The sequence below is a fragment of the Arthrobacter endolithicus genome, assembly GCF_026627425.1.
Taxonomy (GTDB): domain Bacteria; phylum Actinomycetota; class Actinomycetes; order Actinomycetales; family Micrococcaceae; genus Arthrobacter_M.
Map to the genome: position 1 here is coordinate 69,622 of NZ_JAPNLH010000014.1, position 16,125 is coordinate 85,746.

Sequence of the window (16,125 nt, forward strand, 5' to 3'; positions counted from 1 at the left end):
TTAGGGTTTCCGCTGCACTCCGGCGTATGCGTTTCACCCGGCCGCTGCCGCTTGTTGAGTTGGTGCTGTCCAGTGTCAGCTCAGCGCTTGGTCTTCAAGTTGTTGGAAGGTTCGACCTGTAGCTGTTTTCCATGTAATTCTGCCGTTGATGCTGCCGCCCAAAATTACTGCACCGGCGGTGCTGGGGCTGTTGAATAGCTGGTCCTTAAGGAAGACGTAGTTATTGCCGCGAACTTCGACAACGCCTTGCGCTATAAGGTCATCGCGGCGGCGTAGGAGAGATGCTGAAAGCGATGGCCGGGCGGTTGCGTTGCCAACGGATCCTGCTAGAACCAAGAGGCCTTCGGTCGTCGGCCTTGCTCTGGCTTCGGTTCCGCCCTCTCTGAAGCCCAGGGTACCGGCACCATCGCTGGCGCCCGGCAGCGGTACCGCCATCAGAGGCTCCAGGATTGGATAACCCAGAGTCGTCAAGAGGATTGAGATGGTTTCCAAGTACTCTCGGCAGTCAGATTCCAGGGGGGCCGGGGTGTGGGGGTTCGAGGCATCGTTGCCGTTGTGCAATTCATAACGGGCGGCCACGGTTGCCCGCTTGATGACCTGCCATTCCATGTATCCGGTGTGAGTGTTGGTCCAGGCGTTTGTCAGGGACACTGCGACCAGTGCATGGTCCCAGAAGTTCTTTTTATCGGAGTGTTGTTTTAGCCTGTCTCCTATGGCGCCGCTCTGTCCGATATAGCAGGAAGGAAGGCCCGATGACGAGGAACCAAAAAGGAAGTAGACACCGACCTGCTTGGATTCGGGCATGTCCCTGAATTCCCGAAGCAGCGGGCGGGGAACTTCGAAGACGCAAACGGTACGTGTGGTGATTTCGGCCATTCGGATGCCGGCGGGGTCACCCTGCGGCAGGTATATCTGAATGGTTTGGGGCAGTGCCGTGTTCCGAAGCATGCATTGATCCTTCCACAGTGGAGGTTAGGACGCTGGGCCATGAGGCACACCAAACTTGACGATATTCGGTGAGTAACCGGCGCTAACGCCAGCGGAAGGATTCCAGCGCGCGGAACAGGGGTGCGGGATCGGTCTTCAGGTGGTCAATCGGGCGGGTCCCGGCAAGATCCCGGGGCTTGAGGACAAACGTGCGGGAAAGTCACGCTAGGCCGGTGGGGCCGTGCAGCGGAGGTTCTGGTCAGCATGACTGTTACGCGCCGCCACGGCGCTGGGGTGGCGTGTCGCCCAATGTTTGATTTGTTGAGGTGATCGTCGTAGCGCAGGGCCTGAAACAAGTTGGCGACTCATTGGACGGTGTGGTCCGAGGCATCGGACGGTCACTGGTTGACGACTGAACCGGAGTCGATTGCGATCACTGCGCCGTTTAGCGACGAGGTTCGGATCGGAGTCGTCCAGGAAGAAGAACCGCTCCGACACCGCCTGGGACGGGGTCTGCGCCTCGAATCGCCTGTACGGGGGATCCTCGGCCGCAGTCAAAGTATTTGTGTTTAGCCCTGCAGGCTCAGCGAGCCGAGGCAACCCTCGTTACGGCTGGAGATTGGTCTAGCGTGACTTTTCCGAGCATTGGTCCTCAAACCCTTGGCGCAGACGACTTCTGAAACTGACATATATAGGGTCTGGCGGGTGATGCCGAGTTCGGTGCTGAGGTCGCTGACCTTGGTGTCGGGGTTGCCCATGGAGGCTAGAGCGAGACGGAGTTTCGCAGGGGTCATCTTGTAGGCAACGGCTGGCAACGTGTGGCGGTCGAGGGGATTAGCCCCTGACCTCACGATTGTGCGGATATTGGTTGTGCCTGACCGTCACGGTGCGTCTCCCCGCGTACTCCCAGATGGCTTAGTCGTATGTTTTCTCGTATATGAGGGACCGAAATTTATCGTTGCCGAAGGATAGTGCGCGCCTGGCAATGCCTACGCGGAAATATTTTCCTCCCTCTCCAGGTCCAGGATTGTCCTTTTCCCAATGGAGTGCAGCAGGAAGGTACGTCTCCAAGTCAGCTCGCAGTTGTCCGACGGTACGATACCCCACCTCAATGAGTTCGGCTACGAGTATGGACGTCCCAAGTTGAACGTTGACAGGGGGCACGCCTTTGGGTGGCTCTATATAGTCGACTCGGCCCGGAAGCAGCTCTTCGAGTAGTTCCGTGGTTGTATCCAGGTCAAGGGGGTAGCCGGAACGTGGGGGCTGAGAGCCTGCTGCTGCAGTGGCCAGTTTCTGAAATTGTTCGTCGGCTAGATACAACGTGGCCGCCAGGGCGTTGAAGCCCTTCTTTTTATCCGCTGGGAACCCGTGCTCGCCCTTATAGGCAAGGTGGTGTGAAACATTCGCCCAAGCATCCATCAAAATTGTCCGAACTTGCAGCTCGAATTTAAGGCCGCACAGACGGTTGTACCGCGAACCCGAGTCAGTCTTGCTGAGCGTGCACACATAGTGCACGGACGTGTATCCGAAGCGGTCATCATCTTCGGACGCGGTCTTGTCTTCGTATGTGAGAACATCAAAAAGCGGCCTGATCAGACCATCGACCTTCGCTAAGTCGGCGCGATAAAGACAGATCACCCTTACCCCGACTATGTCTTCAATTTCCTGGCCGGGCGATGCGTAGGACTTCCGTGTGATCTTGCCGAAGACGCTTTTTCGCTCTTTTACCCTGCCCACTACGCTGTGCACTGGGAAGTCCAACGCATCTTCGAGGGTGAAGATGACCTCGTCTTTCAGTCTGTTATACAGCCCGATATTGTCGTCATAAAAGCTCAGATCGCTGTAAGGCGCTTTCTTCCGGACGGGCTGTTTCTCCATGGCCTCAGCTTAGGCGAGCCACTGTAGTGTCAAGATCATCGAATGAGCGAGCGAAGTATGGCGGTATCCCTGCCCAGGTCTGATCGCTGATTGGCTGGGGGTTCAACGTCGTTCCGCCGTTAGTCGCTGATACTGTCAAACAGCCATTGGGTTGAGAGCGGGTTCCTGCGCAGGGTGAAGGTCCTCAACGCCGAGGTTGAGGTCAGACGAACCTGGACGTGCCAGAACTCGATACTCACGAGGTCGCTACTGCGGACGGCCGCGGTGCGCCTCTTCTCCCACCAGGTTGTCCAACCACTCCACAGCGCTACCTCCGGATGCCTTTGCCAGAGATACTTTCCCGGCCCGATTTCTGTCGTCGTGCCGTCAGTCCTTCTGCTTGCGATTCATGTCGCGCAGCTCGTCGCGTTCAGCCAGGAGGCGGTCACGTTCGCCCGCTACGGCCTCGGCGCGGGCCTCTGCCTTGTCGGCGCGGGATCGCTGCTCAGCCAGCGCCGCCCCGTTTCTGATCTCGGCAGCGGCCGCCTGTTCCCGTGCTGTGAGGGTCTCCGCCCGCGCCTCATCTCTCGCGGTCGTCAGGGCCTCATACGCGCTTGCATGCAGGCGGCCTGCGTCCTCTAACCGCCCGGCCAAGGCGTCACGCTCGGTCTCAGCCCTCTCAACGTCCTCCACTGCGGCGTCGTGCTCGGCTTGTGCCTGCTCCACCGTGGCGTGCCATCCGGTCCGAGCCTCCACGAACTCGCCCCGGGCGACGGCCACTGCCTCGCGCCATAGCGCAACGAACCGCGCTTCAACGGCGGCGGGAGGCGCGGGCACTGCTTCAGCTTGGGCTTCGCGCTCATTCCAAGACCGCGCGGCCTCTGCCGCTACGGTCATGCGCACTCCGGACCGCTCACGGACGGCTCGGGCTGTGACGGCAGTCCCGCCGGCGGCCAACGCCTCGGCGGCCTCCGCCGCCCGCTGCTCAGGTATCTGCTGCCCAGTCATAAAACTAGCCTTCCCTTTGATAACAATGGTAATAACGTTTCCTGTTTCCGACGTTACCATAGATGAGAACGCTTCTACCAGTCTTGGTTCAGGTCTGCTCCTTGCCTACTCCGGGTCCGCTGGCAGTTTTGATGTCTCTTCGAACGCGAATGGCGAGGCCGGGTTGGTAGTCTCCACTGCATGGACGAAAGCGAAAGCGGAGGCGAAGGTGAGACGGTGCGGATGTTCCGCACGGGTATCCCGGCTCCCACGATTGTTGAGCTCACGGGTGTGCCCCGGTCGACGGTATTTCGGCGGATCCAGGTCGCGACGGATCGTGATCCAACACTGCACTCGGACCACACCGCAAACCGGAAACCGACCCCGGGGCCGGAGACCAAGACCGTTCCGGCGAGCTGGGCAGCACGGACCCAGGAGATCCATGAATATCGGGCCCGGACGGGTTGCTGGCCACACCAGCATTCGGGAGACGCGGAGACGAGGGCCATGGCCGGATGGCTGGCGGTCCGGCTGGCCGCGTGGCGGCGCCTTGAGCTACCGTCCGGGCACGAGGCGTGGCTTGATCAGCAGATCCCGGGATGGAAGCAACCATCCCGGGCTGTCAGGGATGCGCAGCGTTGGTTGGAACGCCTCGACCAGTTGGTGACCTTCACAAACCAGACAGGATCCTGGCCGCGGTACCCGGCGGCAGCCGATGACCATGAGCGGGTTCTGGGTGTGTGGCGACATGTGCAGCGACAAAAGCTCAGCCAGGGAACCCTCGCCCCGGATCAGCTAGCCGCTCTTGATTCACGGGCTCATGGTTGGGCGGGGCTGACGCGCCAGGGCCGGCGGGATTCTTAACACCCACCAGCCTCATGTTTGCTGGTTGCCCCGGTTTTTCTTTCTTTCTGTGTCTTGTTCGGTCCTGGTGCGTTGTCCCGGTCGGAGGGCTCCGGGGCCGGCTCCTTCCCAGGGCTTGCCATTGTGGTGTTTGCGTTGGAGCCGGCGCACTTCTTTGAGCGTGGCGGCTTCGATGAGTTCGGAGATGGACGCGTAGCCTTCGACATGGCCGGCGGCCAGGAACGCGGCCCGTACCTGGTCAGCGTCCTCACCGGTGAAGTAAGGGGCGAAGGAGGATGGTTTCTTTCTACTCACCGGTCCCCTCACTGTCCCAGGCGACGGGGCCGCCACGGTAGCTGCCGGGGCGGGTACTTGCCCTGGCCCTGCGGACCTCTGCCATGGTGAGCGTGTTCGCCAGCTCCGCCCTGATGTGCCGTTCGCAGTCCTGGAGGGTGAGCTGGCGGCGCGCGGTCAGGTCAGCGAGGTTATCCATCCCGTCCCTCTCGTCGTCGTGGCCCTGGGCCAGTCCGGTCTCGTACCCTTTCAGCCAGATCCGCCAGGCCAAAGGATCGGCGGTGATGAAGACGGCCAGGTCTTCTTCGTCCATCATGGCCCCTCACTCCCCCGCACCAGCGGTCGCCGTCGTGATGGCCTGGGTGTGGAAGGCGGCGATGGCCTCCTCGATCATGTCCGGGCGGAGCCCGGACCAGTGAAAGTGGTCATCCACGACAACGATAGGGGCCTGGGAGTAGCCGAGCTCTTCGGTCACATACTCCAGCGCCGCGGGCGTCGTGGTCAGGTCAACTTCCCGGAAAGGGACACCCTGTGCTGTGAACTTCTCGGCCGTTTTGCGGCATCCGAAGCAGCCAGGCTTGGAGTAGAGGGTGATGGTCAGCATGGTCAGTCCCTGGTTTCGTATGGTCAAAAGTTACGTTCGGCTGTGCTGCTGTATAGGTTCAATTATACCCTTCATTCATATGAATGAACAGGTGCTTTGGCCTGATATTACGGGAATTTTTAGAGGATAGTTGGACTGTTTCGGGTGTCGTTTCCGGCGTGCGCGGCGTCCGGTGGCTGTGGTGCAAAAACGGAGAGAACCTCATCGCCAATCCCCCAGGCGCCTGAAAACCCGGCTCCCCTACCAAAGGCTCCCATCCTCACTCAGCCCTCCCCCGCCGCCACGGTGTGGTCATGGCTGCTCTTTCTGTGGCTGTGGGTGCTGTGGGGGTGGGGGGTGTGGTGGCCCTCCCCCGGCTTTTGGGGAGGGCCACCACACGTTGGTGACTAGTGGAGCCAGCCGGGGAAGGGCTGGGCGTACTCGGCGCGCATGTCCGCCGCTGTTTCCGGCAGGTCACCGGGGCCGGACGCCTGTCCGCTCATCCAGTGGAAGTGGGCGTGGACGCTGATCGCTACCCAGTGGCCTTTTCGGGTGCGGTACCACGTCGTGGTGACGTCGCCCTCGCAGTAGGTAGCCATACCGAACAGCTCACCGCGGTGATCGGCGGTGCCGGTAGCGGCCACCATGACGTACGGCCACGTCCCAAGGTCCCAGCCCTCGACACCCCAGCTTGGAATGACCGCCCAACCCGCAGCTTTGATGTCTTCCATCCAGTCGTAACCGGTGTCGTGGTGGTAGTCGCCCAGGACCTGCCCGGAAGTAATGATTTCCCGGGTGTCCTGCGTGGTGACGGGCATCAACGTTGTCAGGCTCATGGTGTTCTCTTTCCTGGTGCGAAGGATGGGGTGAGTGAGCGGTGCAACCCGGCCAGCTACTCTCTGTCTTCTCCCCGTTGTTTTTTGGTTGCTGGCGAAACAGCGTGGAGCTGTGGCCGACGGAGCCCTGTCTACCCTTTAGGGCAAGGGGCGAGAAAGAGTGTGGAGGAAATCAGCGACGCAGGAGCGCCGGAACATGTTTTCCCGCCCCTTGGCCCCGACGCAGGAGGGGCTAGACAGGGTGGAGCGGACACGTAGAATCCGAAGGACAGCAACCAAAAAATAGTGGGACCGGACACGACGGAGCCTGCGCAGTCGTACCCGGGCTTAGACAGCCGGCCGCGAAGCGGACGCCCATTTCCCTGACACGAACCTGCAAACACCCAGCACCCTATCTTGGGTGCTGCTGCCGGGTTTTCGGGATGAATGGCTGGCCTCGGACACTGACGGTGACCGGGGTGGTGGACACCTCCGTCGAGGCTGCACCCCGGGCGACAGTGGCACCTCCAGGTGCACCAGGGCGGACCACTCAGGGGAGGTCCGACCGGGGTTTGGTTGACAACTGACTCGTGAGTTTTGCTTGCGAGTGAAAGGGTGTTCGGCTCTTAACCGAGGTCTTATGTTGAGTCTTGTTTATGAGTTAAAGCAGACTCCAGTGGTTTAGCAGAGGTGGGTTTAATTCAGGCTTAATTCAGGGGTTAGAGTCTGTCACCCCTTCTGGATGAGCCAGACCTATGAGCCAGCGTTGGGTATCGAAACTGATAACCACGGCATTTTTGGCGGCCGTGGTTTGGGCACAGCTCCAGTGGCCTCTCAGGAAGAGGACCTTCTTCCTGACAGGCGACCACTATGCCCCGCAACTTGCTACCCGCCCTTCATTGTGGCTGCGCCCTAACCCAACTTGGTGGCATTCGTTGCTAGAGTCATCACAATGAGCTTAATTCCAAGCGTGCCGCCAGCGGCATTCCCGCTCCCTCACCATCCTCACACTGCAGTTCCAGCAACGGGGATGGTCTTTCGGTTGACAACGGGGAAGCTCAAAATTGGCGACACGGTCCCGAACGCTGACTGGATTCTTCCGATCAGTAAGTCAATGGGCGCGTGCACCGCACCAGGGTCAGACGCGAAACGTGACTGTTATGGGCACTCTGTATTCACAGATATCGAGGACTTGGTGAAGGCCCAACAGAGCACCCCGTGGGCCCGGAAAAAATCGATATCGTCAGTCGATCTGACGTGCGGTTGGATCGATGCGAGCCCTAGAAGCGGTGACTCTCATCATGACTGGTGGCCCAATCCACTTACCCATATCCCGACAGCAACCTGTGTGGCGGAAAAACCATGACACTTGTACCTACCACTGACACTGTCCTCGGGCCCCTTGAAATTTCGGAAGTCTTTTTTGAACACGACGGGCCGCGCCTCTTCGTCGCACAGAACCGCGCGGGGAACCTCTACTTGGCTAACTGTGTAGACGAGGATGAAGAAGAATACACCGAAACCTATCTCTACGTTTCGGTGTCCCGCGATCGGATGAATCTAGTTCGTAGCGGGTATATCCCTCTGCGGGAGGTATATACCCAAGCAGAAGATCGCTTCGTATATAAAATTACGGCTGAATATGGGAAGGCCGATCCCGGAAATCGACTTGAGACAATTCCTGCTGATCAAATACAGGATGACTGGCTTCCTCTTGCCGAAGCACGGTTGGAGATCGCAACTGAAACTCTCCCCTCTTTCAATCCGGAAAAGTTCAGAGCCGACTCCGAGGGGGAATTTAGAACTCGCATCGCACTAGAGATATTTCCCGTCGACATGCTTCGAACCGAGGTTTCACTCCGCTCAATGTCTCGACTGGCAGGATCCTTTCAAGACACAGTTGACTCGCTGGCGCAAGAAGAGCGTGGCAGGCCGACGGCTCGAGGGCTGATACCCGAAGAAATTCTCCAAGAATCAGAACTCGTTTTCACCGGCGCCCAAGCAGCATCATTCGTCATGGTTCTTGCACCAAAATCAAGCCCTACACTGATCGGGCACGACCTAGTAAACAAATCGACAGGGAGATTGCTCGAGCTTCTACAAGCGGCCGACTCGCAAGAAGAATTGACGAGGCTACTTGGTGGATATGGCATTAGGGCTCGAAGTAAATTCCGTAGCCTTTTAACGATGCTTTCAGACGACGAGACCGGAGCCGGCGTGTTCTTGGCTGATCATCGTGGACAGCTGAGCGTCGCTAAAATTGGCCTCGAATCGGTCCGGAATGCCCTGTCGATCATTGACAATCGAAGCCCTGATAGTGAGAAGTTGGAACTATCCAGGGTTACGTTGGTTGGCGTTAATCTCCGGACCGGCATCTTCGAGCTCTTCGACAACGTTGCTGGACAAAGGTATTCGGGACAGATGGCGCCTGATGCCAAAGTCCAGATATCTGGGCTTCCTACGGGAGAAGAGCACTTTTACACCGCGTCTCTTTTGAAGACCATGGAGTACTCAACCATGACCACCGATGTATCTAGCAGCTATCGCTTGTTGTACATTCGCCCCGTCAACGTGAGCCTCTGACGAAGACCAACTGAGATGACTGGCAGCCGAGTCAGCATTTACCTGGGGAAAGACGGTCATTCCCTGCAGGCTCTGGCTCTCAGCTAACCTCTTAGCCTTCGTGTAACCCCTCTCGCGCTCTGGTGCGCTCTGTGTAGCCTCTCTCCCCCACTCTTCTGTTGTGGGCTTGCCACCTTTTCGCCTTGTAGCGTCTCTGGACGCTCTATTTGTGAATCGAACCGGAGGGAAGGAAAGATTGAGAGAGTCTGCAGCGGGGAGTCTTACACAGGCTTGTGAATTCGTCAAATATCCGACGCTAAGCCTGCGCAGCGTCCGGTAACGATCGTTCGCAAGACACTGGCTGTGATCTCATAGAGGCCAGCAAATACAAGGGCCCACTGTGTAGCTGTTGTCGTGTCCCCACCAAAGCAACGCGCACCTCCCTTCGCTATACACCAAATGCAGACGGTGACCTCGCGTGGCCACGAGCAGGCCCCGTCGTCACGCCTTCGACTGATCGTTTCTGTTGAAATATCGCACTAACGTCGGATATTTCACTTTTTCACAAACCACCCCAACAACAAGGCTAACCCCAGGCACGTGGGGCCAGGCTTCTGGCCAAGCAAGTCGAAATCGCGTCCGACCAAGGTCCAGTCCTCCATAAGTCCAGTATTCACTCCACCACAATCACACGAAGAGGCGTCGCTCCGCTACAAACTTGGCGGCTCACGACACCTTCAGGAGTACCGGGCCCATAGGGTTGGGCCTTTTCGTTCGGTACTGGTTTTAGATCCTACATGTCAGTACTTCCGGTCGGCCCCCTGCAGTTGCTTCCCTACTTTGACGGCATTACTGTCAAAGACTGCATCGCGGTCAAAGCTGAATCTTTCGGCCTGGAGCCAAGTTCCGCGCCCCACCCTGGTACCGATCTCCTTCGTTATAGAGACCTTCACGCCGTTCCACTTCCCTGAGGACAGCACGGGAAACAAAGTCGGACCAGCTCCGATCCATCTCCTGGCCGCTGGTTCCGGTGTAGGCCGCCTTGGCTCGCTTTAGGTCATCCGTGGCCATGTAAAACGTGACCTGCTTCGGCGCAGTGTCCGGTAACGGGCCAGGAGCCGACATCGGAGAAGCTGCGTTCGTGTTTCCTTCGTTTGTCCCGGGGCTTCTGTTCGCCTTCACCAGGTTCTGCACGGAAAGATTGCCAGTTTGCCGGCGGGGCGGGACACCGATCGGTTTGCGGTTGCTTTCAGTCATGATGCATTCCTTTCCTCGGCGGCTTCCAAGCGAGCAACGAGTTCATGGGCAATCTGGTAGAGGTCTTCAGCGACATTGCCGGCCGACCGCGGTTGGCTCTGCCCGGCTTGGGCTGTTCCCTTCAGTACCTCGTACCATTTAGGGGCAGCCTTAACTTGTTCTTCGAGTTCGTGGACCAACACTCCCCTATCGCGGGCTGCCTGGGCCGGAGCTTCCGCGTGACGCACCATTCCCGTGAAGAGGACGGCATCCGTGCCGAAGGTCTCGGCGATGGCTTCCCGCGTCATCCGGTGAACGTTAGTGGCGGTAGAGGATGTGGCAGTGATGATCACACCGAGCAGATCGAGGTTTGGATTGACATCAATAACTGTTTCCAAGCGTTTAGCGACTCCGATGAGTCCTTCGCGGCCAGCCTTGTCCGTTTTGGTTGGTACAACCACGTAGGAGGCTGCACCTAGGGCCGCAACCTGCAGGGGTTCGTTGCCCGGCGGGCAGTCGATGAAGATTATGTCGTAGTCGGCGGCGATCGGTGCGAGCGATCGCGCAAGTGCCAACTTGGCCTTGCTGCCGTCTTTGCTGCCCTGTGAGATGAGGCCGGCCGCTGCCTGGTCAAGCTCTGCCCCTCCAGGAATGACGTCAAGGTTAGGACGGATGTCCCTCAGCGGCGTCAGCCGTGACCCGAACATAAGGCTTTGGGCAAGGGCACTGCCGTCGTCGTCAAGGGTGCCGTGTCTGTACCCAAGGTCGAGACCTAGATTTCCTTGCGGGTCCATGTCTACGAGCAGGACTTTCCACCCGGACGTTGCGAGCAGGGCGCCGACGTTTGCCGTCAGTGTCGTCTTCAGCACGCCTCCCTTGCCATTGACGAAGCCGCAAATGCGGTCCATGCCTGTCCGGTCAAATGCTGTTGTAGCTGCCATGTACCCCATCTTACTGTCAATACTGTCGTAGACGTCTTTGAAGGTAATCGTGTCAAAGACTTTTTTACTGGTTATACTGTCTTTGCAGCTATTGACTACTTTACTGTCAATAGCTGCATTACGGTCAATGAAGGCTTTCCTGTCAAATCTTCCGAAGCGTCATGCCACTCGCCATATCGTCCCACTCCAGTCCAATTCCCCGTCTGAGGGAGGAATCCAGTACAGGTCCGACCCGGGGTCGTCGACTTCGTGTTCGGCGACCTCAGGTACCAGGTGACGGTCAAGCCACGCGTGCCAGGCTGCGCGTTGTTTGCGGTGCCGGCTGATCTGCTCTGCAGCGTCATCAAGTGCCCCAAGGCGGCGTGCCAGGTCGGCGAGGCCGGTCCCGGCCGTAATGGTCCAGTGTCCATGCCGGCGTTCAATCATGGTGTAGCTGCTCATGGCAGCCAATGCGGTTTCAACAGCGGTACGACTGAGCCCGGTAGAACGGACAATGGCTGCGGTGGTGGGGGAGAGACGTCCACGTTCAATCGCTTCATACACGAGGGCCGCAACGTCACCCAAAGCACGAAAGACGGGGCGGATACCATGGATTTTGCCCCTACGCCAGGACAGGTCCCGGGCGAGTTGTTCAAAGTGCGGAGGAAGCTGGATCAGATACGTATCCGCGTTACGTCCACGGGCCTCAAGCACTTTAGAAAGGATTCCGTCCGAAGCTCCGACCAGGGCCGGCAACAGCCGTGCGACCGTGACGTGGTGCTTGCCCAGGGCAGCCGCGAAAGTCCGGCAGCCTACGTCCAAGAAATTGGTTTCCATAGTCCGCATGTAACCCAGCACCGCACGGATAAGCAGCCGAAGACTCACACCTTCCCGTCCCCGTTCTTTCAACCGGTGGTCCAAGACCGCATAGAGGACATTTTCCAGATCGTTCACGAGCTGTTGCACACCAGCAGTGCTGATGGATCCAGGTGCCCCCCCTGTGGGTAAGGGCTGGCTTGTGTTGTTAATACGGGTACTCTTTTGGCTCTGCTTCGGGTTGGCCGGTTTTTGGATCCAGGCGCAGGCCTTGGCCCATTCGGCCTCGAGCAGGCGTTCCTGCCGGCCGGTGCTGGCGTAGAGGGCGGCCAGGCCGGGGAACTGCCCGCCGAGTTCGCGCCGGACCTGTTCCAGGGTCCAGCCGCAAGCACAGAAGTGGTTCAGTACGGCCATGCGGGCCTCTGAGGCGCTGGCATACTGGGCTTTGTCGTACAGACCGGTACGTGCCGTCCAGCGCAGCGGGGACTCGCTGCCAGCGCCTAAGGGCAGCTCTGTGGCCGAAGGACGCGGTGCCGCTGCAGCTTTGGCCAGACGTGCTTTAAGTGTCTGGTTACGGAGCAACTCAGGAGCCAGTACGGCTCGGAGTGCCGCAACTGCTTCGGCTGGATTGCGGCGACGCATAATGTCATAGGCGCGGGACAGGGGAGTGACGAGGGTTTGGTGGCCACCCAACTTATGCGCAGATCCTGGGACGCGGATACATCCATCCGTGATGTTCTGATGAGGTCCCGGGTCCAGACTCGCGGCTATGCGGCCCAGCCCTTCAACGAGCTCACGGGCCTCGACAGCGTCAAGACGTTTTTGCAGTGGGATGTACAGGTGCCGGCCGCCGCTGGGGGAGAAGTCCTCCACGAATATGACCCTGGCCGCGTTCAGCAGCATCCTCAGCCGCTGGGCGTCAGCGTCCACCACTCCCTGCAGGGCCTTGGATGTATCCAAGTCAATGCAGAGTGTGGCCACGGTACCGTCCCCGCCGTGGATCATCACTGCTGCTGGACGCTCAGGCAATGTCCCGGTGATCCTCGGCGGGTTCCTCGGCCGAGGGTATTGGAACCTGGAACCTATCCACTTACCAAGCCGGTAAGACGGGCTACCAGCGATCAGTGGGGCAAGAACCCATGCTTCACCGGGGGTCGACGGAGAGCCGACACTCGTGTGGGCATGCATTGACGAAGAAACTACGTGGGGTACGATGGAGTCATTCCTTCCCTCGTGGATGGGTAAAACAAAGTCCACCCACTGGGTGGGTGTTCAAAATGTTCAGATCTTCGTCCGCCAAGATTTCGGATCTGAACTACACACTTAGACGAAGGCCCGCCAAGGCGGGCCTTCTGCTTTTAACTGGCCTTCTGGATAGGCAAAGCCTCCGGAATCTGGCTACGGTCGGCCCAGGCCGGCAATCCATCGGCCTCTAGCTCGAGGCGTTCTAGGATAAATTCAAGACCCTGGGATGCACTTATCCCCATACGGTCCGACATGTCGTGAAGCTTGGTCTTGCAGGAGACAGGAATTGAGTAATTGGTCTGGACATTGCTCAGACCTGACCCGCGCGGACGCCGCTGTACGTTTCCCATAGAACCCAGACTATTCATAGGACTAGGCATTTGGGCCTACCGACACGCTGGTCATGTTGTTCTCCATCGATCAGGATTTGGCTATATCTGCTCCGTCAGCCAGATAAAGGTCAGTCAGAACGTGTGCACTGTAATAATCTTAGTACACTGCATCTACAGTACACCTCGGGTTGTGACTGATCGAAAGTTTCAGGGGGCCGTCCTGATGGTGCTTACCCAGGACTCCACCTCGTGTTCGAATTTTTCCGGCAGGGAGTTCCACTCACATTGGTGGGGGACTGCGGGGAATTCCTTGAGCGTGACGAGGTTATTGTTAGAGGCGGCAAACTTGAGTGACAGCGAGTACGGCACCTCCGTATCTCCGGGCGAGTGAAGCACTAGTGCCGGCACGCGGAGCCGGCTGGGGATACGAGTCCAATCCAGGTTCTTGAAATCAACGGGTTCTGTGAGCGAGGTGAGCCGCCTCAGTAATGGACTGGAAAGTATTCGCGGAACCCACGCAGCGATCTTCCTGGGAAGCCCCGCAGTCTTGGCGTTTTCGGTTATGACTGCTTCTGTATTCGGTCCTGGCGATACAAGGACCAATCCCGCGATCAGATGCCGGTATTTAGACGTCTCAGTGAGCAGAAGCGAAATCGTCGCGCCCATGGACCACCCGAAGAGGTAGATGGCCTTGGCGCCGTGGTCGGCTGCATACCCTAACGCTTTCTCAACATCAGCGGCCTCCAGTCTTCCGTAGTGACAGACCTGGCCCTTGCTATGGTTCTCCGCGTCTCCGTAAAAGGAAGGCACTAATGAAACCATCCCGAGGTTTGCGGCCGATGGCACGCTACGAAGCATCGAAGACCGGGAGGAACGGAGGCCATGTATATGTATGGCCCATATATCCTCAGACGTGCTCTTCGGGCGGAAGACCCAAGCTGGGAGTTCTCTTTCTGCTTGGCCAAGTCGCACCTCATCGAAAACCATGCCTAGCTGGTCCGGTGATGCAATGGCTTGGCCAGTCCATACTCCGCGCAATCTCCCAGTAGCGCGTGAGCCCCTCCACTGCGTTATTTCGCGTGTTACTTCACCGCCGATCGTCTGTGAGACGACTTTTCCGACCGTTAGATGGGCGTCCTTAAGGAGGATCCCGTAGGTACCAGGAGCCGTGGTTTTTGCGTCTGACTCTAGTGTTACTTCACTGTAATCGGCAGAGACAGTAAGGCCCCGTTGCTTGGGATCTTTCCAGGCAGTCATCCTTTGACCTAGAGCTGCTACTGCGATAATCAGCATTGACAATGCGGTGGCGGTCATAATGCCAGTCCATGTTTTAGGGGACATACGTGTTCCTTACTTCAAGAGGAGTTCGTGAGCGGGAATTCAGTGAGAAGATCGTCGGCCCTGTGGGTAAGCGTCAACTCCGAGCTGTTAAGGATGAACCCGCCAAGAGCCATGAAGTCACGGACAAGGATCAGACCTTGGTAGCAAGCGTTCTTGGGGTCTAGGAAAACTGCCAGCCAATTTGGGGATTTCGCTTCCGTGTGAGCCAATATTCTCCAGATTCTGACTGCGTAGTAAAGGAATCGGTGGTACCTGAGCAGGGAGTAGAACGACCCTCGCAGGAACCCACCACAAAGAAGGATGACACCTGCAAAAAACAGTGCGATGTAGACCTTATACAGAAAGGCCGGTACATTGGGGCCGACAATCTTCGTGTGTTGAAGCCAGAGAAGTCCGATATCGATCGCGTTGCCAAGACTTACTAGGGAAAACCCCGCAATAAAAACTTTGGATCGCGGTGCCGTCTGCCAAACCGCATAGAGCGAGAGCAAGGAAATGATCCCCACGCTACCCAAGTAGATGCTGAGGTAGAGAGCCGTCCATGGTTGGTCGATGAGTGTGGCGATAAAGCCTTCAACAGACACAAATCTTTCTTGCTTGTCGTCGATGAGAGCGAAGCACGCTGAACAACAGGCGATAGCGAGCATCAGGCCAAGGTAATAAAACCGAGCGGCTTCTCTCGATGTGTGGATAAGAATTGCCTGGTACATGAAGTGGAAGGACAGAATGGCTGAAGTCGACCCAAGTATGTTCCAGTACCCGGCCGAGCCCAGCACAGCGTCAAGCTCGGGGATAGGAATAACAAAGCCCAGGCAAATGACCGCAAGCAAACCGAAGGTACCAGCCAGCCATCCTGGCCGCGAAGCTTTGGTCCGCAATGCGTACGGTGCCCGCAGCACCAAAATAATCCCTGTCAGGTAGAGCAGTAGCGTGGAGGGTTCCCTCATCAGCCAAACGCCTGGCTGCTGCGAGGCTTTCGGCTGATAAGAGCGGTGATCTTGTAGGCGAGGAACTCCGCCTCCCTCTCAGCTTCATTCCAGAGCAGCTGCTGGGTCGGATCCGAATCAGGAGCCGTTGCTGGTCTTTCGCAGTTGGTGTGGCCGCACAACAGGTGTCCAAGCTCATGGAAGAGGCTATGCATCTGATAGGAGTGAGGATCAATCCCACGAAAGACGATGAAAACGAACTCCAAAGTGATGGCGAAACTACCAGTTGTAGTCTTAAACCGCTCGTCTACGGTTGATTCAAGCACGATCGGTTTCCCGATTACTTCCGCAACAGTTTCAACGACGTCGTTTGCGGTCATACCGGGAGACAACCGAATTTTGCTGAGCGCATCTTCGGCACGTATGCGTGACTGCGATGAG

15 protein-coding genes are annotated in these 16,125 nt (G+C 58.0%); 2 read left to right on the top strand and 13 right to left on the bottom strand.

Annotation, left to right across the window (positions count from 1 at the left end):
- Window positions 1–75: 75 nt before the first annotated feature.
- The 3 genes from OS914_RS13025 to OS914_RS13040 all read right to left on the bottom strand — a co-directional run bounded on the left by OS914_RS13025 (window position 76) and on the right by OS914_RS13040 (window position 3,792).
- Window positions 76–876: a GIY-YIG nuclease family protein gene (locus OS914_RS13025; RefSeq protein ID WP_267546487.1), complete on the bottom strand. Its 801-nt coding sequence runs from the start codon at window positions 874–876 to the stop codon at window positions 76–78.
- 966 nt (window positions 877–1,842) lie between these two features.
- On the bottom strand, window positions 1,843–2,805 hold the full coding sequence (locus OS914_RS13035; RefSeq protein WP_267546488.1) for a GTP pyrophosphokinase: 963 nt from the start codon (window positions 2,803–2,805) through the stop codon (window positions 1,843–1,845).
- 366 nt (window positions 2,806–3,171) lie between these two features.
- Window positions 3,172–3,792: a DNA-binding protein gene (locus OS914_RS13040; protein ID WP_267546489.1), complete on the bottom strand. Its 621-nt coding sequence runs from the start codon at window positions 3,790–3,792 to the stop codon at window positions 3,172–3,174.
- 180 nt (window positions 3,793–3,972) lie between these two features.
- Between OS914_RS13040 and OS914_RS13045 the strand changes: the two genes are divergently transcribed.
- A complete protein-coding gene (locus OS914_RS13045) occupies window positions 3,973–4,635 on the top strand; it encodes a helicase associated domain-containing protein (RefSeq protein WP_267546490.1) in 663 nt (220 codons plus the stop codon).
- Window positions 4,636–4,647: 12 nt separating this feature from the next.
- Here OS914_RS13045 and OS914_RS13050 read toward each other — a convergent pair whose 3' ends face one another.
- From OS914_RS13050 to OS914_RS13065, 4 genes are all read right to left on the bottom strand, one after another.
- Window positions 4,648–4,929 (bottom strand): ParB family protein, encoded by a 282-nt coding sequence (locus OS914_RS13050; RefSeq protein ID WP_267546491.1) that lies wholly within the window; start codon window positions 4,927–4,929, stop codon window positions 4,648–4,650.
- The gene (locus OS914_RS13055) at window positions 4,922–5,224 is read right to left on the bottom strand and encodes a hypothetical protein (protein WP_267546492.1); all 303 of its coding nucleotides are present in this window, start codon (window positions 5,222–5,224) and stop codon (window positions 4,922–4,924) included. Before OS914_RS13055 ends, OS914_RS13050 begins: the two co-directional genes overlap by 8 nt.
- A 6-nt stretch (window positions 5,225–5,230) precedes the next feature.
- Entirely contained in the window at window positions 5,231–5,509 is a 279-nt protein-coding gene (locus tag OS914_RS13060) for a glutaredoxin family protein (protein ID WP_267546521.1), read from the bottom strand.
- A gap of 389 nt (window positions 5,510–5,898) precedes the next feature.
- Window positions 5,899–6,327 carry a hypothetical protein gene (locus OS914_RS13065; RefSeq protein WP_267546493.1) on the bottom strand — a complete coding sequence of 143 codons (429 nt, stop codon included), beginning with the start codon at window positions 6,325–6,327 and terminating at the stop codon, window positions 5,899–5,901.
- Between the two features lie 1,341 nt (window positions 6,328–7,668).
- Here OS914_RS13065 and OS914_RS13070 point away from each other — a divergent pair.
- Window positions 7,669–8,889, top strand: coding sequence for a DUF6575 domain-containing protein (locus OS914_RS13070; protein WP_267546494.1), 1,221 nt, complete (start codon window positions 7,669–7,671; stop codon window positions 8,887–8,889).
- An 852-nt stretch (window positions 8,890–9,741) separates the two neighbouring features.
- On the opposite strand, the gene OS914_RS13075 is transcribed toward OS914_RS13070, so the two are convergent.
- The 6 genes from OS914_RS13075 to OS914_RS13100 form a co-directional block, all read right to left on the bottom strand.
- Window positions 9,742–10,125, bottom strand: a complete 384-nt coding sequence (locus tag OS914_RS13075) for a ParB family protein (RefSeq protein WP_267546495.1) — start codon at window positions 10,123–10,125, stop codon at window positions 9,742–9,744.
- The gene (locus OS914_RS13080; RefSeq protein ID WP_267546496.1) at window positions 10,122–11,045 is read right to left on the bottom strand and encodes a ParA family protein; all 924 of its coding nucleotides are present in this window, start codon (window positions 11,043–11,045) and stop codon (window positions 10,122–10,124) included. The genes OS914_RS13075 and OS914_RS13080 overlap by 4 nt, the downstream gene beginning before the upstream one ends.
- Window positions 11,046–11,204: 159 nt before the next feature.
- Window positions 11,205–12,869 carry a hypothetical protein gene (locus OS914_RS13085; RefSeq protein ID WP_267546497.1) on the bottom strand — a complete coding sequence of 555 codons (1,665 nt, stop codon included), beginning with the start codon at window positions 12,867–12,869 and terminating at the stop codon, window positions 11,205–11,207.
- A 755-nt stretch (window positions 12,870–13,624) separates the two neighbouring features.
- Window positions 13,625–14,731, bottom strand: coding sequence for an alpha/beta hydrolase family protein (locus OS914_RS13090; protein ID WP_267546498.1), 1,107 nt, complete (start codon window positions 14,729–14,731; stop codon window positions 13,625–13,627).
- Window positions 14,732–14,772: 41 nt separating this feature from the next.
- A complete protein-coding gene (locus OS914_RS13095; RefSeq protein WP_267546499.1) occupies window positions 14,773–15,705 on the bottom strand; it encodes a hypothetical protein in 933 nt (310 codons plus the stop codon).
- Window positions 15,705–16,064, bottom strand: coding sequence for a M78 family metallopeptidase domain-containing protein (locus tag OS914_RS13100; protein WP_267546500.1), 360 nt, complete (start codon window positions 16,062–16,064; stop codon window positions 15,705–15,707). The genes OS914_RS13095 and OS914_RS13100 overlap by 1 nt, the downstream gene beginning before the upstream one ends.
- Window positions 16,065–16,125: the final 61 nt, after the last annotated feature.